At 59.6% G+C, this 17,257-nt stretch carries 18 protein-coding genes; 3 read left to right on the top strand and 15 right to left on the bottom strand.

Features of this window, described 5'->3' with window-relative positions; translation table 11 throughout:
- Positions 1-496: 496 nt before the first annotated feature.
- Positions 497-1,504 (bottom strand): ABC transporter substrate-binding protein, encoded by a 1,008-nt coding sequence (locus ACTD9P_RS19820; protein ID WP_200433893.1) that lies wholly within the window; start codon positions 1,502-1,504, stop codon positions 497-499.
- A gap of 132 nt (positions 1,505-1,636) precedes the next feature.
- The gene (locus ACTD9P_RS19825; RefSeq protein WP_200433908.1) at positions 1,637-2,086 is read right to left on the bottom strand and encodes a hypothetical protein; all 450 of its coding nucleotides are present in this window, start codon (positions 2,084-2,086) and stop codon (positions 1,637-1,639) included.
- A gap of 406 nt (positions 2,087-2,492) precedes the next feature.
- Here ACTD9P_RS19825 and ACTD9P_RS19830 point away from each other — a divergent pair, with 406 nt between their 5' ends.
- The 3 genes from ACTD9P_RS19830 to ACTD9P_RS19840 all read left to right on the top strand — a co-directional run bounded on the left by ACTD9P_RS19830 (position 2,493) and on the right by ACTD9P_RS19840 (position 3,437).
- On the top strand, positions 2,493-2,768 hold the full coding sequence (locus ACTD9P_RS19830; protein WP_200433894.1) for a hypothetical protein: 276 nt from the start codon (positions 2,493-2,495) through the stop codon (positions 2,766-2,768).
- A gap of 124 nt (positions 2,769-2,892) precedes the next feature.
- Positions 2,893-3,123: a hypothetical protein gene (locus tag ACTD9P_RS19835; RefSeq protein ID WP_200433895.1), complete on the top strand. Its 231-nt coding sequence runs from the start codon at positions 2,893-2,895 to the stop codon at positions 3,121-3,123.
- 77 nt (positions 3,124-3,200) lie between these two features.
- Positions 3,201-3,437 carry a DUF2789 domain-containing protein gene (locus ACTD9P_RS19840; protein WP_285680775.1) on the top strand — a complete coding sequence of 79 codons (237 nt, stop codon included), beginning with the start codon at positions 3,201-3,203 and terminating at the stop codon, positions 3,435-3,437.
- Positions 3,438-3,443: 6 nt separating this feature from the next.
- Here the strand turns inward: ACTD9P_RS19840 and ACTD9P_RS19845 are convergent, their stop codons facing one another.
- The 13 genes from ACTD9P_RS19845 to iolE all read right to left on the bottom strand — a co-directional run bounded on the left by ACTD9P_RS19845 (position 3,444) and on the right by iolE (position 17,159).
- On the bottom strand, positions 3,444-3,647 hold the full coding sequence (locus ACTD9P_RS19845) for a hypothetical protein (RefSeq protein ID WP_200433897.1): 204 nt from the start codon (positions 3,645-3,647) through the stop codon (positions 3,444-3,446).
- 115 nt (positions 3,648-3,762) lie between these two features.
- Complete coding sequence (locus tag ACTD9P_RS19850; protein WP_438869033.1) at positions 3,763-5,445, bottom strand: methyl-accepting chemotaxis protein; 1,683 nt, start codon at positions 5,443-5,445, stop codon at positions 3,763-3,765.
- A 95-nt stretch (positions 5,446-5,540) separates the two neighbouring features.
- Positions 5,541-5,945, bottom strand: a complete 405-nt coding sequence (locus ACTD9P_RS19855; protein WP_010564800.1) for a TraR/DksA family transcriptional regulator — start codon at positions 5,943-5,945, stop codon at positions 5,541-5,543.
- 424 nt (positions 5,946-6,369) lie between these two features.
- Positions 6,370-7,392, bottom strand: a complete 1,023-nt coding sequence (locus ACTD9P_RS19860; RefSeq protein ID WP_138815826.1) for an ABC transporter permease — start codon at positions 7,390-7,392, stop codon at positions 6,370-6,372.
- Between the two features lie 31 nt (positions 7,393-7,423).
- On the bottom strand, positions 7,424-8,977 hold the full coding sequence (locus tag ACTD9P_RS19865; protein ID WP_438869034.1) for a sugar ABC transporter ATP-binding protein: 1,554 nt from the start codon (positions 8,975-8,977) through the stop codon (positions 7,424-7,426).
- A gap of 65 nt (positions 8,978-9,042) precedes the next feature.
- Positions 9,043-9,972 carry a sugar ABC transporter substrate-binding protein gene (locus tag ACTD9P_RS19870; RefSeq protein WP_065931775.1) on the bottom strand — a complete coding sequence of 310 codons (930 nt, stop codon included), beginning with the start codon at positions 9,970-9,972 and terminating at the stop codon, positions 9,043-9,045.
- Between the two features lie 48 nt (positions 9,973-10,020).
- Positions 10,021-10,197 carry a hypothetical protein gene (locus ACTD9P_RS19875; protein WP_163005443.1) on the bottom strand — a complete coding sequence of 59 codons (177 nt, stop codon included), beginning with the start codon at positions 10,195-10,197 and terminating at the stop codon, positions 10,021-10,023.
- A 127-nt stretch (positions 10,198-10,324) separates the two neighbouring features.
- Positions 10,325-11,353 (bottom strand): Gfo/Idh/MocA family protein, encoded by a 1,029-nt coding sequence (locus ACTD9P_RS19880; RefSeq protein ID WP_438869035.1) that lies wholly within the window; start codon positions 11,351-11,353, stop codon positions 10,325-10,327.
- Between the two features lie 157 nt (positions 11,354-11,510).
- Positions 11,511-12,521: a bifunctional inositol 2-dehydrogenase/D-chiro-inositol 1-dehydrogenase gene (iolG, locus tag ACTD9P_RS19885; RefSeq protein ID WP_428553667.1), complete on the bottom strand. Its 1,011-nt coding sequence runs from the start codon at positions 12,519-12,521 to the stop codon at positions 11,511-11,513.
- A gap of 18 nt (positions 12,522-12,539) precedes the next feature.
- Entirely contained in the window at positions 12,540-14,471 is a 1,932-nt protein-coding gene (gene iolD, locus ACTD9P_RS19890; protein WP_438869036.1) for a 3D-(3,5/4)-trihydroxycyclohexane-1,2-dione acylhydrolase (decyclizing), read from the bottom strand.
- Between the two features lie 164 nt (positions 14,472-14,635).
- On the bottom strand, positions 14,636-15,457 hold the full coding sequence (locus ACTD9P_RS19895) for a TIM barrel protein (protein ID WP_058421811.1): 822 nt from the start codon (positions 15,455-15,457) through the stop codon (positions 14,636-14,638).
- A 23-nt stretch (positions 15,458-15,480) separates the two neighbouring features.
- Positions 15,481-16,269, bottom strand: coding sequence for a 5-deoxy-glucuronate isomerase (gene iolB, locus ACTD9P_RS19900; protein WP_438869037.1), 789 nt, complete (start codon positions 16,267-16,269; stop codon positions 15,481-15,483).
- Positions 16,269-17,159, bottom strand: a complete 891-nt coding sequence (gene iolE, locus ACTD9P_RS19905) for a myo-inosose-2 dehydratase (RefSeq protein ID WP_438869038.1) — start codon at positions 17,157-17,159, stop codon at positions 16,269-16,271. Before iolE ends, iolB begins: the two co-directional genes overlap by 1 nt.
- Between the last annotated feature and the right edge of the window lie 98 nt (positions 17,160-17,257).

Consider the following 17,257-nt stretch of genomic DNA (forward strand, 5'->3'; position numbering starts at 1 on the left):
CGCGAATGCGGTGGGTCAGTGACAGATGAATTGACTGACCCACCGCTTTCGCGAGCAAGCCCGCTCCCACATTTTGACTGCGTTGCATCAGGTAGACAGGCTTTTGCCTTGCACTTGATCTGGCTCTTGCTTCAACCGCTCAGGTCGGCTTTCAGGCCGCCGTGCTCTGCTTTTGATTGTGATCTGAGACGCCCCGTTAACCACGATGGCCGAACGCAGGCTTGAATCCGTGGGTAACCCGGCAGGACGCCGGGTTACCCACGGATTCAAGCCTTCGTTCTGGCACACCGAGCCTAAGCGAGGTGCCGAGTGGTGGGGCGAAGACCTTTTGGTTACTTTTGGCTGGGCCGGCATTCCGGTCTTTCCAAAAGTGACCCGCTGTAAGAGCGGAACCAATAGAAGCCATCACCGCAGCAACGGATATGTACTCCGACAAACCGCCACAGCAGGCAAGCCAGCTCCCACAGTGGGCCTTCATTAAATAGCCAAGCGTCGGTTACTTAAGGCTCGCCTCAACCTTCTGCGCCACCTCCGGCGTCAACCACGCCTTCCACACGTCAGGATGTTCCTTGAGGAACACCTGCGCCACTTCACGCGGCGCCGTGTGATTTTCGCTCATGGCCGCCAAGGCTTTATTCAACGGCTCAATCGGAAACTGCACCTTGGTAAAAAACTCGGCAATCTGCGGCTGCGCCTGCTGGAACGGTGTCGACACACCAATGCTCAGCTTGGACGCCAACGAGCGGGTCGGCCGTGGGTTGGGGTTGTCTGCATCGGTCAGGGTCTTCCAGGCATCGGCGTCAAACGGCGGCTCTTCCAGCTGGATCAGTTTGTAACGGCCCATCAAGGGCGTTGGCGACCAGTAGTAGAACAGCACCGGTTTGCCACGACGGATCGACGACGCAATCTCGGCATCCAGCGCCGCACCCGAGCCGCTGCGAAAGTTCACATAGCTGTCGCTCAGGCCATAGGCCTTGAGCTTCTGGGCGTTGACGACTTCCGAGGTCCAGCCGATCGGGCTGTTGAGAAAACGCCCTTTGCCGGGCGACTCAGGGTCTTTGAACACGTCCTTGTAGCGCGCCAGGTCCTGCACGGTCTTGAGGTCCGGCGCCAGCGGCTTGAGGCCTTTGGCCGGGTCGCCCTTGACCACGTATTCCGGCACCCACCAACCCTCGGTAGCGCCTTTGACCGTATCACCCAGGCCGATAACCTTGCCTTCGGCTTCGGCCTTGATCCACACGGGGCTGCGGCCGGCCCACTCTTCGCCAATCACCTGGATGTCATTCTTCGCCAGGGCGGTTTCCAGGGTGATGGTGGTACCGGGCAAGGTGTCGGTGGGCAGGTCATAGCCCTTTTCGACGATATAGCGCAGCACTTCGGTAATCAGGCTGCCGCTTTCCCAGTTCAGGTCGGCAAAGTGCACCGGCGTTTGCGCAGCCGATACCGGCAACGACAGACTCACCGTCGTCAGCGCCGCAGCCAGCAGCGTTCTCAATCCTTTCATGCCTTTGCACCTCGCATTTTCACAACCATAGCGGGCGGCTTTGCTGCGGATGCGCGAAGCCTCTGAATAGTTAAGTCAACTCAACTGTAGTAGAGGTTCCGGAGGAGCAAGAATACACCTGGTGTTTAGCAGTTACTCACTGGCCTTGAACGTCACCAGTTCACCCTTGCGCCATTTGGCGGCCTTGCCGGTCACGGCCTTGAGGGTTTTGGTCAAGCCTTCCTGCAGTTGTTCATGGGCGGCGAACACCAGCATCACACTGTGGCCTTCCTTGAACACGATGCCCTGGCCTTCGGCCGACGAAACAAAGGCGTAATCGCCCAAGCCATACACCGTCAACTTGATGTCGCGAAACTTCAATTCGAACTTGCCACCTTCGCGGCTCGGCAATACGGCGGCACGAAAATGATCACCCACCTTGAGTTCCAGGCGCGGTTTATCGTCCACGACCAACGCCGACTCGGTATCGATCTCGGCGATGTAAATGCCTTCCGGCGTCTGTTCAGTGATGTAAACGAAACGGGATTGAAACTGCTTGACCAACTTTGCGCGCAAATCACCCAGCACGAATAAAGCGTGCATATCCAGATTACTGACTGCCAAGGAAACGCCCCCACATCAAAAAAGGCACTGACCGCCAGAGCGGGCAGCACAAAAAAACGGCCGTTACGGCTCGATCACTTATTGGTAAAAAACTGAAGAAACCTGCCGCTACGCCATAAGACTAGTACAGACATGCACGATGGGCCTTATGCAAGGTCATCCGGCAACACAGCAAATCACAGGTTCAGCAGCCCGAGAACACGGGCCGACCAGCTTCAGAGAATAACCCAGTAAAAAACGCAGTTTCCGACAGCCTACACATTACATAACACCCGTAATGGAACCAGGCACGAACCGCCAGCGACAATACTAAAACAGCAACCCGGTTCAAAACCACCGGAAACGCTGCTGGTAAGTCCACAAGATCGATCGACAGGAGCTGAGCATGCAACCACGTCAACACGCCGTTATGTCATCCCGCACTCGTTCATCATGTCCAGACGAGCGCCAATACTACTGCTTAGATAACCCTAACGGGTACTCCAATTACGTTCTTTACCAAGTGGTACCGGCCGGGCGCAATTTCTTTCATATCCTGGAAGTGACCAGCGGCAGGATCAAAGGTTTTCGCAGCACGCATTCCAAGGCGTGCGAATTGGCCAAACAACTTGAAGCCAACCTGCAGGCGGTTCACGGTGCAATCGTTTCGTCACCCGGCTGACTTTACTGCGCCGCCGCCCTTCAACTGCTGCCATACTGACCCGTCCATTGAAGTTTGCCCCTTGCGGGTCAGGTTTCATCAGTGCAGGTACCTTGATGCAGTTCACTTGAAGGGAAGGCTATACGTGACGGAATTTGATATTGGCGAATTTTTCATCCATGGCGATGCGCGGGAGGTAGACGGTGAGTTTCAAGCGGTGATCATCATGCGGGCCAAGCCCCCGCTGACCACAGTCACCACGCATCAGGTCGAAAAAGATCGCTGGTTCAAAACCGTCGACGCAGCAGCCGTGGCCGGTAAAGAGGCTGCCAAGGCACTGAAATCCGCAGTGGATTCAGGTGCACTTAATTCCTGAGCTTTCCAAATCCTGAACTCTGCCGCGTCCGTGGCCTCACATGCACAACATCCCCTACCACGCATGGAGAACCCACCATGGACGCGCCAATCCCAACGCTTGAAACCCTGTTTGAACAACTCGGCCTGGACTCGGCACCCGAAGCCATCGACGCGTTTATCGTCGCGCATCCTCTGGCTGAAGACGTGAAGCTGATCGACGCACCGTTCTGGTCGCCACAACAAGCGGCGTTTCTCAAGGAAGAACTGCGCGACGACGCCGAATGGGCCATTGCGGTGGATGAGCTGAACCAGCGCCTGCACCAACCTCAATAACACGCCTCAATGCAGGCTGTCTGACTGTTCCAGGCACATCAGCGCCTGCCAGGCAGCCCTGCACTCCTCAGCTTCACTGCGACTGGCGAACGCCGTGCCGCGTTGTTCGCCATTGAGCAACACAACCCAGCAGGCCTTCTGGCCCAGCGCACGCAGGGTTTCGGGAACACCACTGCCGATCATCACGGCGACATCGACCTTGTTTTGCATGGAGCTTCTCCGGCACATTTAGTTAGCTACCTAACAATGTTGGCCATGCTACGGTTTTATTCCAGTTGGAAAAAGCTATCCACGGAATAGCTCCATTGCATAAACAGTAACAATCCTAGTGCGCAGCCTTGGCCCCTTCCGGTTTGTAACCCAGGCGCAAGCCACCCCAATGCCGCCCTTTGACCATGATCGGCACCGACAAGTCGTGCATTAACTCGCCGGTGTCGCGGGTATAAGTCTGCAACAGCACCGCTTGTTGATGGCTGCCACAACGAATGCCGGTACGGTCGTCGAACTTGCGTTTGGTGCGGTTCTGCACGGCATCAACCTGCGCATCTCCGGTAAGAGCGTGGGAGAACGCCTTGTTATGCGTGGGCACATAGCCTTGCGGTGTGCAGGCAATCGCGAATACCAGCCCCTCATGGCGCGGCAACAACGCCTCTTGGATCGCCGGCAGCACTTGGTCGGTGTAGCCATCAAAACGCGTGTGGTATTTGCTCGGCTGGGTGTTAGGGATCGGTATGTAGCTGCGGTCGAACAAGTCTTCCAGGCTGATGCGGTTTTGCAGGATGTCAGCCTCGAACTGCTCGCCCATGCGGCTCGCGCCTTCGCGGGCCAGGTCGTAGATGCGCTGGTGGTAGTCATCCAGCCCGACTTCGGCCAGGCGCTCGCTGATGGTTTCAGCCTGCCCTTCCATCTGCACAGCGACTTCGGCCAATTGCCGCGTTTGCTGGTCGCTCACCGACAAGTCGCTGCGCATCTGCTCCACGGCATGGAACAGGCTGTCGAGTTGCGTACGGTTGGTGTCGGTGCCTTGGGCGATTTCGTTGACCTGCCCTTCTACGTCCGCTGCCAGGCTGGCGATATTTTCCAATTGTTCACCCGCCTGCTCCACCTGCTCGACGCCGATGTGCAGGTCGGCCGACAGTTGGCGAATCTGTTCTACCACCTGGGCGGTGCGCTGCTGAATATCGGCGACCATCACGCCGACCTCATCGGTCGCCGTGGCCGTGCGCCCGGCCAGGCCACGTACTTCATCGGCCACCACCGCAAAGCCGCGCCCGTGCTCACCGGCGCGCGCCGCTTCAATGGCGGCGTTCAGCGCGAGCAAGTTGGTCTGGCTGGCTATGGACTGGATCACCAGGGTCACGCGCTGGATCTCTTCACTGCGCTGGCTCAACGCTTCGATCAACTCTCGACTGGCATTGGCGCGCAGGCGCAGCTGGTGCATGCGGGTGATCGACTGGGCCAACACTTCGCGCCCTTCAGTGCTGCGCTGGTGCGCCTGGCTGGCCGCGCCCAATGCCTGTCGGCTGAGCTGGGAGGTGACTTGCTCAGTGCCGATCATCACTTCGGCGCTGCTGACAATTTGCTGGGCGGCGCTTAATTGCGATTGCACGCGCGCTGCCAGTTGCTTGACCGAATAGGCCACGCCGGCAGCGGACAGTGCGTTGTGACTGGTGGTGTAGGAAAGATCGCGCGTCAGCGCACCCATCGTATCAATCGCCAAAGACGGCGCGACACGCGGCACTCGGGCTTTGAGCGCAGGCAGCCAGATCACCAGCAAAGCCAGTGGCAGGCACAGGTACAGCGGCAAGCCGGCAAACACCAGGCCCAGCAGGACCAGCACCAGCGCGGTGCTCTGCATAAGCGGCGTCAGCCAGCCGGGCAGCACGCGCACCACCGTTTGCGGTGGCGCTGCTGCGCCCATCAGAGATCCGTCTCCAGCCATCGTCGTCACCCCACTGTTTGTCGTTATTGTTGCTGCATTAAACGCCACTATGGGGCCATTATCCATGGGCCTTTGGTGGGGGTCTTTGCAGCAGATCAATAGACAGGGGCGTAACCGGTATTCTTTCGGGCACCACAGATGCGATGCCCGACTTCAGCGCATCAAGCCTGGCGCTGGTGCTTGTCGATCTGTTCGTGGCGCTCTTGCGCTTCGATGCAGTACTTGGTGGTCGGGCTGATCAGCAGGCGCTTGAGGCCGATAGGCTCGCCGCTGTCATCGCACCAGCCAAAAGAGTCTTCCTTGATGCGTTCCAGGGCACGCTCAAGCTGCGGCAGCATGCGCTGGTCGCGATCGATGGCGTTTACCAGCCAGGTGCGCTCTTCTTCCACAGAGGCAGCGTCAGCCGGGTCAGCCGGGGTGTCCAGGCTTTCGATGGCGATGCGGTTCTGCTCGATGCGCTCGTGGTGTTCCACTTTCATGTCTTGCAGCAACTGCTCGAAAAAAGCGTGCTGTTCGGCATTCATGTAGTCATCCGCCGGCATGGCCAGCAACTTTTCCTTTGTCATTGATTTCTCTATAAAAAATACGTGCATTAAGGCGAATAAGGGAGCGTTCCGGCAGACCTTCGCAGGCCTCGGAAAGGCGCCGTCCATTTCAAGCGCCACCCGGCACTCAATTTACGAGGGGCGGCAGTCTAAGGCCGGTTTGAGGCGTCAGCAACTGAAAAGACAGGCATTTTTTCCCAATTAACCCCCAAAGGCACCAGGACGGGCTTGGCGAACGGTCATCGGAGTGCGTTTATAGCAAGAAATTCAGTGCTGTGGAGCTATATAGAAGACAAACGGTTAGAACTGATGCGTACAGATCCAAATGTGGGAGCGGGCTTGCTGGCGAATGCTGAGTGTCAGGCAGTACACCTGCCACTGATACACCGCCTTCGCGAGCAAGCCCGCTCCCACATTTTGCTTCTCTGCCAGCTGCAAATCCGCTTCAGCGCTTGAGCTTGCGCTTGTTGCGGTACTGGTCGATCACCACCGCAATCACAATGATCAGGCCCTTGATGATGTCCTGGATATACGCATCCACCCCCACAAAGGTGAACCCGCTGGCCATTACGCCGAGGATCAGCGCGCCGATCACGGTGCCGGTGATGCGCCCTACTCCGCCCGCCAGGCTGGTGCCGCCGATCACAGCCGCCGCAATCGCATCCAGCTCATACGACATGCCCATGCCAGCCTGGCCGGTGGCGGCACGTGCCGAGGCCACCACACCGGCCAGGCCCGCAAGCAAGCCTGCGATGCTGTAGACGATGATCAGGTGGCGCTTGACGTTGATCCCCGAGGTGCGCGCCGCCTGCATGTTGCCGCCGATGGCGTAGGTGTACTTGCCGTACTTGGTGTAGCGCAGGGCGATATGGAAGATCACCGCCACCACCAGGAAGATGATCACCGGCATCGCACCATGACCGATGGCCGTGTACGAATCCGAGAGCATGCTCACCGGCTGGCCTTCGGTGTAGTAGCGCGCCAGGCCACGGGCCGAGACCATCATGCCCAGGGTCGCAATAAACGGCGGGATGCCGGTCACCGCGATGATACTGCCGTTGATTGCCCCCGCCAGCAGCCCCACACCCAGGCCCATCGCCACCGGAATCCACACCGGCAAGTCAGTCAGACTGGGAAACACTGCCCGGGAAAAGTCCGAGGTTTGCGCCAAACTGGCGGCGATCATTGCCGATAACGCCAGCACCGAGCCAGAAGACAAATCGATACCGGTGGTGATGATCACCTGGGTCACGCCAATCGCCAGCAGGCCGATAATCGACACTTGCAGAATCATCAGCACCAGGCGCTGAGAGTTCATCAAAAAGCTCTGGTCGCGCACGATCCAGCCGAACACCTCAAACACCAGGCCGATGCCGATCAACACCAGGAAGATGCTCAGCTCGGTGGGTAAGCGCCGACGGTGCTTGACCGGTGCCGTGGCAGGCTTGTTGTCTGTTATTGCGTTCATAGCCAATCACCTTCTTATTCTGTGCGGTTCGTCAGTGGACTACGGTCATACCGGAAGCCAGCTGCATGACTTTTTCCTGGGTCGCATCGGCGCGGTCCAGGGTGCCCATCAGTTCGCCTTCGTGCATCACCATCACCCGGTCGCTCATGCCCAGCACTTCCGGCAGCTCGGAGGAAATCATGATCACCGCCATGCCTTCGCTGGCGAGGAACGAAATCAAGCGATAGATCTCGGCCTTGGCGCCCACATCGATGCCACGGGTCGGCTCATCGAGGATCAGCAGGCGTGGGTTGGTCATCAGCCAGCGTGCCAACAGGGCTTTTTGCTGGTTGCCGCCGGACAGCGTATCGATGCATTGCTCCAGGGACGGGGTTTTCACCCGCAGCTTCTTGCACATGTCTTCGCACAGCGCGCGCAGGGCTTTTTGCTGGATAAAGCCGTTACCCGAGTAATGCGGCAACACGGCCATCTCCATGTTCTCCAGCACCGACAGGCACGGGAACAGGCCACTGAGCTTGCGGTCCTCGGTCAACAGCGCAAAGCCCTTCTCGATGGCCATGTGCGGGTCGGTGATGCGCACCGGTTTGCCGTCGAGGGTGATCTGGCCGCCGGAGCTTGGAGTGATACCAAAAATGGTCTCTGCCACGTTGGTACGACCCGAGCCCATCAGCCCGGCGATGCCGAGAATTTCACCGGCATGCAGGTCGAACGACACGTCCTTGAACACGCCGTCCAGGCTCAAGTTGCGCACCGACAAGAGTAAATCGCCGATGGGCGTCTCACGCACCGGGAACAACTGGCTTAGTTCGCGGCCGACCATCATCGAGATCAGGCTGTCGCTGTTCATGCTGTCGGCGCGCTGCAGGCCGATGTACTGGCCATCACGAAACACCGCCACTTCATCGGCGATGGCAAACACTTCGTTCATTTTGTGCGTGATGTAGACGATGCCTTTGCCCTGCGACTTGAGGTCGGCAATGATCGAAAACAGGTGGGCCACTTCCTTCTCGGTAATGGCTGAAGTCGGTTCATCCATGATCAGGATGTCGGAGTCGTAGGACACCGCCTTGGCAATCTCGACCATCTGCCGCTCGGCGATGCTGAGGTTGCCGACCTGTTCTTCCGGGTCCAGGTTGATGCGCAAACGGGCCAGTAACTCGGCGGTGCAACGGTGCATCTCGCGGTGGTTGACCATGTGCAGGCTATTGAGCTGCTCGCGGCCGATCCAGATGTTCTCGGCGATGCTCATGTGTGGCATCAGGTTGAGTTCCTGGTGGATCATCGCGATCCCGGCCTTCTGCGCCGCCAGCGGTGTTTCAAACACGATTGGCTTGCCGCGCAGGCGGATTTCCCCGGCGTCGGGCTGGTAGATGCCGGCGATGATTTTCATCAACGTCGACTTGCCCGCACCGTTCTCGCCCATCAGCGCCAGCACCGAGCCGGGGCGCACGCGCAGTTGCACATCGGCCAGGGCCACAACGCCGGGAAAGCCTTTGCTGATGTTGACGATTTCCAGCAGGTAGGGTTCTTCCAGCAGCGCGGGCTGGAGACCGGGAGGCTGCGAGACAGTGGCTTGAGCGAGCATAAAAAAGTACCTCGACTGCAGGGCGACCGTGGCCGCCCTGCCGGCTTATTGTTGTTGTGTGCGGGCTACTTGAAGTCTTTGACGTTGTCCGGCGTGATCAGCTGGAACGGGATCACCACGTTCTGCTCGATGGGCTCGTTTTTAGCCATCTTGCGCGCAGTCTCCACCGACTTGTCGGCCTGGCCCTTGGCATCCTGGAAGGCCGACACGGTCATGTCGCCCTTGGTGATCGCATTGAGGCCGTCCGGCGTGCCGTCGACGCCGGCGATCAGCACGCCTTTTTTGCCCGCCGACTTCAGCGCCATGGATGCACCAATGGCCATCTCGTCATTGTTGGCCAGTACCGCGTCAAAATCGCGGCCCTGGGTCAGCCAGTCGTTAACCAGGGTCATGCCCTTGTCACGCAACCAGATGCCGGTCTGTTCCTGCTCGATCTTGATGCCCGGGTACTTGGTCAACACTTCCTTCACGCCCTTGGTGCGGTTGGTGGTGGAGTTGTTCGCCAGGTCGCCCAGCAGAATCACAATGTTGCCCTTGCCGCCGAGTTTTTCGGCGATGTATTGCATCTGCAGTTTGCCGGCTTCGACGTCATCGGAGACCACCGCTGCCACGCCCGGGGCCAGGGTTGGGCTATCCGGGCGGCGGTTGACGAACACCAGCGGGATTTTCGCCGCGGTGGCGGCCTTGATGATGTTGGCGGTCGATGCGGTGTCCACCGGGTTGACGATAATCGCGTCGACCTTCTGGCTGATGAAGTTCTCGACCTGGCTCAGTTGTTTCACCACGTCGGCGCGGGCGTCTTCAAACTGCAACTGCACACCATCGCCCTTGGGATAGGACTTGGCTTGCTTGTCCATGTCTTCACGCAGGTAGGTCAGGAAGGTGTCATCGAAGGCGGACATGGTCACGCCAATCTTGAGGTCGGCGGCTGAGGCAAAACCACTGGCCAGCAACATCGACAGGGCCAGCGCGGTAAAACGGATCGGGGTCTTCATGAACGGTCTGTCTCCACTTTCTTGTTGGTTTTTTGGACGTTGCGTTTATCAGCGTTCGGCGGGCAGTCGAACCACCGGTGCCCCCGGGATGCAGCAGACCAGCGCGCCGTGGTTTTCGACACACAGCACATTAAGGAAGGAGAAGTAGAACGGCCGGGCGCGGGGCAGACCGCGTGGCGCTGAGGCAGGGCGTAAAACTCGCAGTACAGCGTTGAAGATTTTCATCTGACGGTACCTGGTTGTTTTTGATCTTGTTTTTGTTGAGCCGTGCGAATCGAGTCCGAACGTACTTTATGCAACCTGGAAAAGACTTTATTGGAAAATAATTTCCATATCAACATGTTTTAGAATTTTATTCTATTTTTGTCGAAACCACCTGCTGGCGCTCGGCGCTGAGGCGTGCGGCGTCCAATATACGGGTGGTTTCCAGCGCATCATAGGCACTTACCGGCAGCGCCCCCTGCCCTTGCACGGCCAGTTGTAACTGGCGATAGAACTGCGTCCAGCAGCCCTTCTCGGACGGCACTCGTTCGCGCTCCTCGCCTTGCTCGAACCAACCCCAGCGTCGATGCTCCTCGGCGCCCCAGCGCTCGCCTTCGGTTTTCGGTGACTTGCCGGCCATCAGTGCGTCTTCCTGGCCGTCCAGCCCATCGACGGTGTAACACCCCAGCGTGCCACTGACGCGAAAACGCGGCGCCTGGCTGTTTTGCAGGGCGCTGCCCCACAGGTGCGAAATCACGCCATTGGCGTGAGTGAGGGACACAAAGAAGCCGTGATCGAGGGTTGGGTGTTGCGGCGTGAACTGCAATTGCGCAAACACCCGGTCCACTGGGCCGAACAACTGCAGCGCCTGGTCTACCAAGTGGCTGCCCAGGTCACGCAACCAGCCGCCGCCGCTGGGATTACCGACTGCCTGCGGGCTGTAGCGCTCGACACGCGATTCAAAGCGCGTGATCTCACCCAGGGCACCGGCGTCGATCAGCTTGCGCAGGGTCAGGTAATCCGAATCCCAGCGCCGGTTCTGATAGACGCTGAGCAGTGAGCCCTGGCGTTCGGCGGCGGTGATCAGCGCCTGCGCCTGTTCGGCGTTACTGGCGAAGGGTTTGTCGCTGACCACCGCCACGCCGTGCTCGATGGCTTCCAGCACCAGCGCCGGGCGGCCTTTGAGGGTGGTGGAGATCACCAGCGCATCCACGCCGGCCTCGACGATCTGGCCGATGCTGTCAAAAGCTTTTACGCCGGGAAGGTCGGTGTTCAACTGTTGGCGGCGCTCGGGCGAACGAGTCACCACGCCAACAAAAGTCGCACCGGGCAAGGTTGCAATCAGCGGCGCATGAAAAAAGCGCCCTCCGTGGCCGTAGCCGACTAGTCCGATTCGCATAGTTCACTCCTTAATATGAAGTGCAAACCCAATCAAAAATGTGGGAGCGGGCTTGCTCGCGAATGCGGTGTATCAGTTAAAGCACTTATATCTGACATACCGCATTCGCGAGCAAGCCCGCTCCCACTCTGACTGCATTCCACCTGGCAGATTGTGATTAGCCGTAAAAGTGCGGACGCTCCGGCAAGCTCACCTTCACGATCTGCTCACTGTTCTGCGCCTCGATGCACGCATCCGCCGCCACCGCCGCTGCAAAACCGTCCCAGGCCGAAGGCCCGCCGACCTGGCCTGCACGCACGCTGTCGATAAATGCCTGCAATTCCACGTCGTAAGCGCCGATAAAGCGGTCCTTCCAGTCCATCAAGATGGCATTCGACAGCTTCGCGCCACTGCGCATTTGCACCTGCGAAGGCTCCGGCAGTTTGGCGATGCCGGTCTCCCCCACCACTTCACACTGGATGTCGTAGCCGTACTGGCAGTTGACGAACACTTCCACGTCGATGCGCGTGCCCTTGGCGGTTTCCAACAGCACGATCTGCGGGTCGCGCAGGTGGGCCAGGGCTTTGCTCGATTTGCGCGGGAACACCACTTGCACCGACACATAGTCGTCATTGAGCAGCCAACGCAACACATCCAGCTCGTGGATCAAGGTGTCAGTGATCGCCATATCCGTCTTGTAGTTCTCGCCCACCGTCGGGTTGCGGTGCGCGCAATGCAGCATCAGCGGCTCGCCGATCTGGCCGCTGTCGATCACGGCTTTGAGGGCGCGATAACCTTCGTCATACGGGCGCATAAAGCCCACTTGCACCAGGCGCTTGCCGTAGGCCACTTCGGCGTCGACAATCTTGCGGCAGCCTTGCGCCGTCACCGCCAGCGGTTTTTCGCAGAACACCGGCTTGCCGGCGGCGATGGCGGCCAGCACGAACTCTTCGTGGCTCGGCCCCCAGGACGTGACGAGAATGGCTTCAACCTGTGGCGAGTTGATCAGCGCATGGCCATCGGCGTAGACCTCGGCGGCAAGCTTCAAATCAGCGACGACCTTGGCGGCTTGCTCAAGGTTGATGTCAGTTACCGCCACCACCTGGCTATTGAGCAAGGTCTGGCTGCAACGACGGATATGGTCACGGCCGATAGCGCCGGTGCCAATCACTCCAAGCTTTAACGACATACACAACTCCTCTTGTTATTAGTACTGCCGGGCCTTGGCCAGCTGTTCATTGAGTTTTTTCGCGGCGGCATTCGTGCGCTCACTGGTGGACACTTGCGCCACGCCCACCCGCCACCACGACAGGTAGCCGTGGACCATGGTTTTGGGCAGTACCTTGATATCAATCAGCGTGGACACCGTTTGCGTGCGCGCATCGGCCAGCGCGGCCTGAAGCTGTTCCACGCTGCTGACCTTGTAGGTCTTGCAGCCATAGGCCGCCGCGCTCATGGCGAAATCCACCGGCACCAGGCCGCCGTCGAGCTTGCCGCTTTCGGGGTTACGAAAGCGGAACTCGGTGCCGAAACTGTCCATGCCGTTGCCGATCTGCAGGTTGTTGATGCAGCCGAAAGCCATGTTGTCGAGCAAGACCACGTTGATCTTGCGCCGCTCCTGGATCGAGGTGGCCAGCTCCGAGTGCAGCATCATGTAGGAGCCGTCGCCGACCAGCGCATACACCTCCTTGCTCGGCTCGGCCAGCTTCACACCGAGGGCGGCGTTGATCTCGTAGCCCATGCATGAATAGCCGTATTCGACGTGGTAGGTGTTGACGCCCATGCTGCGCCAGGCGCGCTGCAAATCGCCGGGCAAGCTGCCGGCGGCGGCGACGATGATTGCGTCGTCGGCCAGGGTGTCGTTCAACACGCCAAGCACACGGCTCTGGGTCAGGCACGAACCGGTCAGCTCGATAAATTCGCGCAATACGGCGCGGTCCAGATGGTCATCCACCTCGGGCACAAAATCGTCGCCGTGGTATTCCACCTGGTGCACCCGATCCACTTCCGCGTCCAACTGCGCCTTGGCATCGCGGACCTGCTCGCCCCAGCCGGCACGGTAGTCGCCCATGGCATCGGCCAACGCTTCGAGGGCAACCTGCGCATCGGCCAGCACTTGCACGCCGTCGAGTTTCAACGCATCGCACGGGCTGATATTGAGGTTGAGAAATTTCACCTCGGCATGCTTGAACAGCGACTTGGACGAGGTGGTGAAGTCGGTATAACGCGTGCCGATGCCGATGATCAGGTCCGCCTCGGGCGCCAACAGGTTCGCCGCCAGACAGCCGGTTTCACCGATGCCGCCCAGGTTCAGCGGGTGGCTGGACACCACCGCACTCTTGCCCGCCTGGGTTTCGGCGAAAGGAATATCAAAACGTTCGGCAAACGCTTGCAGCGCGGCATTTGCGCCGGAGTACTTCACGCCGCCGCCGCAGATAATCAGCGGCTTGCGCTTGCCCCGGAAGGCCGCCAGCGCATCGCTGATCATCGCCGCAGTCGCCGGCCGACGTTCGATACGGTGCACGCGTTTTTGCAGGAAGTAATCCGGGTAGTCCCAGGCTTCGGCCTGCACATCCTGCGGCAGCGCCAGGGTCACGGCGCCAGTTTCCGCCGGATCTGTGAGCACGCGCATGGCATGGATCGCCGCCGTCATCAGTTGCTCAGGGCGGTTGATACGGTCCCAGTATTTGCTCACGGAACGGAAGGCATCGTTAGTGCTGATGCTCAGGTCGTGGAATTGCTCGATCTGCTGCAACACCGGGTCCGGCTGGCGGCTGGCGTACACATCACCGGGCAACAGCAGCAGCGGGATGCGGTTGGCCGTGGCGGTGGCCGCAGCGGTGAGCATATTCGCCGCGCCGGGGCCTACCGAGGCGGTGCATGCGTAGATCTTGCGACGCAAATGCTGCTTGGCGAAACCGATGGCAGCGTGGGCCATACCTTGCTCATTACGGCCCTGATGCACCACCAGATCGCCGCTGTCCTGCTCCAAAGCCTGGCCCAGGCCCAGCACATTGCCGTGCCCGAAAATCGTGAATACACCGGCGACAAACTTGCTCTGCACGCCATCGACTTCGATGTATTGGTTATCCAGGAACTTCACCAGGGCCTGGGCCATGGTCAGTCTTGTTGTGGTCATGTTCGCACCTTGTATAAATGCAGATCCATCGATCAACAGAGATCCAATGTGGGAGCGGGCTTGCTCGCGAATGCGGCGGGTCAGTAAATGAATCAGGTGACTGATAGACCGCATTCGCGAGCAAGTCGAATCGTCGCACCGCCGCTCCCACAGTTTGGCCGGCGTCAGGTTCGGGGGTTTTGCAGGTGGGCGATACTGGCCCCAATGGCCTGCTGGATATCCGCCAACCCGTGCACGCTTTCGGCAAACGGCTCAAACGACAGGTAACCGCCGTACCCGCTGCTGAGCAAGGTGTCGATCTGCGCGGCGTTGCCGAGGATATCGCCCTCGCCCACCAGCACGCGGTGGCCGTCACGAATCGAATTGAGCGGCGCTTCAGCGTCTTCTACGCCAGAAATATGCACCAGGCCCGTCAGTTGCGGGAAGAACTCCTGCTCGCTGGCCAGGTGGTGGTGAAAGGTGTCGTGTACCAGGCGGAACACATCCAGGCCGCCAATCGACTGGATTGCATCCACAGCAACGCGCTTGCGGCGCAGGGCACATTCTTCAAAGCCCAGCGGCTCGATGAACCCGAGGATGCCGTACTCGCGCAGGATCGGCGCCAGCTCGCTCAACGCCGTACGCAAACCGGCGGCACGCTGGGCTTCGTTGCGGGTGTCGCCGCGTTCATTGAGCGGGCACATTACCAAGCCTTGCGCGCCGCATTCACGGGCGTAAGTGGCAAGTTTGATGGCCTGGGCGCGACGTTCGTCATTCCACACGTCAAACGGGTACAGCGCATTGATCGACAGCACCGTGATGCCCTGCACCGCGCACAATTCACGCACGCGGCTGGCCGGGGTGCCGTATTCGATTTCATGGCCTTTAAGGTCGTTGCGAATCTCGATGGCATCGCACTTGAGGGCCGCGGCCAACTGGATAAAGTCCGGCAGGGACAGGTTGGGGGCGACCATGCGGTTAAGGGCAAAACGTAGCGGCGACTTCATTGTTGTTCTCCGTCCAAAACCGTTTAGAGGTCCAGCAGCCAGCTGTGCTGCGGGTCGTTATGGAAATGCCAGGCGCGTTTTGGCCCGGCCATCACGTTGAGGTAATACGATTCATAGCCATACGGCACGCTGACCGGGTGATACCCCTTGGGCACCACCACCAGGTCGCTGTTTTCCACGGCCATGGCCTGGTCGATGCTGCGATCGTCGGTGTACACGCGCTGGAACACGAAGCCCTGCGGCGGGTTGATCTGGTGGTAGTAGGTTTCTTCCAGGAAGCTCTGGTGCGGCAGGTCGTCGGTGTCGTGCTTGTGCGGCGGGTAGCTCGACGAGTGCCCGGACGGCGTGCGTACTTCCACTACCAGCAGCGAATGGGCCGGCTCGCTGTCAGGCAGGATGTCGCACACGTAGCGGGTGTTGGCGCCTTTGCCGCGCACGCTGCGCTTGCACTGCTCGGGGCGAATCAGGCGTGGTTCAAAGCCAGGCGCACCGGGCGCGGCGCAGACGGCAATCTGCACGTCGCTCAAGGCGCTAATCTGCGCATCGGTGCCTGGCGGCAGGTACGCGGCGAAGGGCGATTTGTCTTCGAACACCGACTGGCGATCGCCAAGGTTCTGCCAGTTAAAGCCTTCGCCTTCTATATTGACGCGACCGCTGAGCAACACCAGGCACAGCTCTTGATCCCCGGCGGTGACCGGCAGGGTTTCGCCCAGGCTCAGTCGATAAGCGGAAAAACCCACGTACTCCAGGCGCCCTGCTTCCAGGGCCACCATGGTTTGCCCGCGTTTGCTGCTTTTGACCAACAAGCTCATCACTTAGTCCTCTCGTTGAGCAGCGCGCGCAAGGTGTCATAGCCTTTTTTGGCATAGATGTAGCTGGGCGCCACGGCCGGATCCTGCTCGGCTTCCACCACCAGCCAGCCCTTGTAGTGGGCAGCCAACAGCACATCGAGCAACTCGGCAAAATCGATGTCGCCATCGCCGGGCACAGTGAAAGTGCCGTTGACGATGCAGTCAGGGAAGCTCCACATCTGGTTGCGCGCCAGTTGCACTACCGGCTTGCGCACGTCCTTGAAATGCACGTGGCAGACACGGTCGATATGTTTGCGCAGGACCTCGATGGGTTCGCCGCCGCCCATGTAGCAATGGCCCGAATCGAACAGCAGGCCGACTTCAGGGCCCGTTCTTTTCATAAGCTGGTCAATGTCTTCCGGGGATTCGACGTAGGCGCCCATATGGTGGTGATACGCCAGGCGCACGCCTTGGGACAGGGTGAAACGCGCCAGCTCCGTGAGCTTGTCGGCGTAGTCCTGCCAGGCGTGCTCGCTGTGAAAACGCGGGCGTTCGATCAGGCGCACCTTCGAGCCCTGGATCGAGTCGGCGACTTCGCCGTACACCAGCACATTGGCGCCATTGAGCTTGAGCAACTGGACATGGCTGGCGATGGCTTCGATTTCTTCCGCTACCGAACGCCGCGCCAGGCGGCTGGAGTACCAGCCGGAGACCAGCGCCAGGTCATAAGGGCGCAACACATCACCAACGCCCTTGGCATCTTTGGGGAACTTGCCGTTGAGTTCAAAACCTTCGTAGCCGATTTCCTTGCCTTCGCTGAGCGCTGTGCTCAGCGGCGTTTCACCGCCCAGCGCCGGCAGGTCGTCGTTGCTCCAGGAGATCGGGTTGATGCCAATTCGGATTGCGGGCATGGCTGCACCTTTTGTTTTTATCTGACTTAAGCCTGGTTAGATCTGCTCTATGTGGGAGCGGGCTTGCTCGCGAATGCGGTGGTTCAGTTATAAAAGTA

This window comes from Pseudomonas onubensis (genome assembly GCF_965653655.1).
GTDB lineage: Bacteria > Pseudomonadota > Gammaproteobacteria > Pseudomonadales > Pseudomonadaceae > Aquipseudomonas.

Coding starts and splice junctions, on each gene's coding strand:
- ACTD9P_RS19820 (WP_200433893.1), bottom strand. CDS start 1,504: ATGAAAGGATTGAGAACGCTGCTGGCTGCGGCGCTGACGACGGTGAGT.
- ACTD9P_RS19825 (WP_200433908.1), bottom strand. CDS start 2,086: ATGCACGCTTTATTCGTGCTGGGTGATTTGCGCGCAAAGTTGGTCAAG.
- ACTD9P_RS19830 (WP_200433894.1), top strand. CDS start 2,493: ATGCAACCACGTCAACACGCCGTTATGTCATCCCGCACTCGTTCATCA.
- ACTD9P_RS19840 (WP_285680775.1), top strand. CDS start 3,201: ATGGACGCGCCAATCCCAACGCTTGAAACCCTGTTTGAACAACTCGGC.
- ACTD9P_RS19845 (WP_200433897.1), bottom strand. CDS start 3,647: ATGCAAAACAAGGTCGATGTCGCCGTGATGATCGGCAGTGGTGTTCCC.
- ACTD9P_RS19850 (WP_438869033.1), bottom strand. CDS start 5,445: ATGGATAATGGCCCCATAGTGGCGTTTAATGCAGCAACAATAACGACA.
- ACTD9P_RS19855 (WP_010564800.1), bottom strand. CDS start 5,945: ATGACAAAGGAAAAGTTGCTGGCCATGCCGGCGGATGACTACATGAAT.
- ACTD9P_RS19860 (WP_138815826.1), bottom strand. CDS start 7,392: ATGAACGCAATAACAGACAACAAGCCTGCCACGGCACCGGTCAAGCAC.
- ACTD9P_RS19865 (WP_438869034.1), bottom strand. CDS start 8,977: ATGCTCGCTCAAGCCACTGTCTCGCAGCCTCCCGGTCTCCAGCCCGCG.
- ACTD9P_RS19870 (WP_065931775.1), bottom strand. CDS start 9,972: ATGAAGACCCCGATCCGTTTTACCGCGCTGGCCCTGTCGATGTTGCTG.
- ACTD9P_RS19875 (WP_163005443.1), bottom strand. CDS start 10,197: ATGAAAATCTTCAACGCTGTACTGCGAGTTTTACGCCCTGCCTCAGCG.
- ACTD9P_RS19880 (WP_438869035.1), bottom strand. CDS start 11,353: ATGCGAATCGGACTAGTCGGCTACGGCCACGGAGGGCGCTTTTTTCAT.
- iolG (WP_428553667.1), bottom strand. CDS start 12,521: ATGTCGTTAAAGCTTGGAGTGATTGGCACCGGCGCTATCGGCCGTGAC.
- iolD (WP_438869036.1), bottom strand. CDS start 14,471: ATGACCACAACAAGACTGACCATGGCCCAGGCCCTGGTGAAGTTCCTG.
- ACTD9P_RS19895 (WP_058421811.1), bottom strand. CDS start 15,457: ATGAAGTCGCCGCTACGTTTTGCCCTTAACCGCATGGTCGCCCCCAAC.
- iolB (WP_438869037.1), bottom strand. CDS start 16,269: ATGAGCTTGTTGGTCAAAAGCAGCAAACGCGGGCAAACCATGGTGGCC.
- iolE (WP_438869038.1), bottom strand. CDS start 17,159: ATGCCCGCAATCCGAATTGGCATCAACCCGATCTCCTGGAGCAACGAC.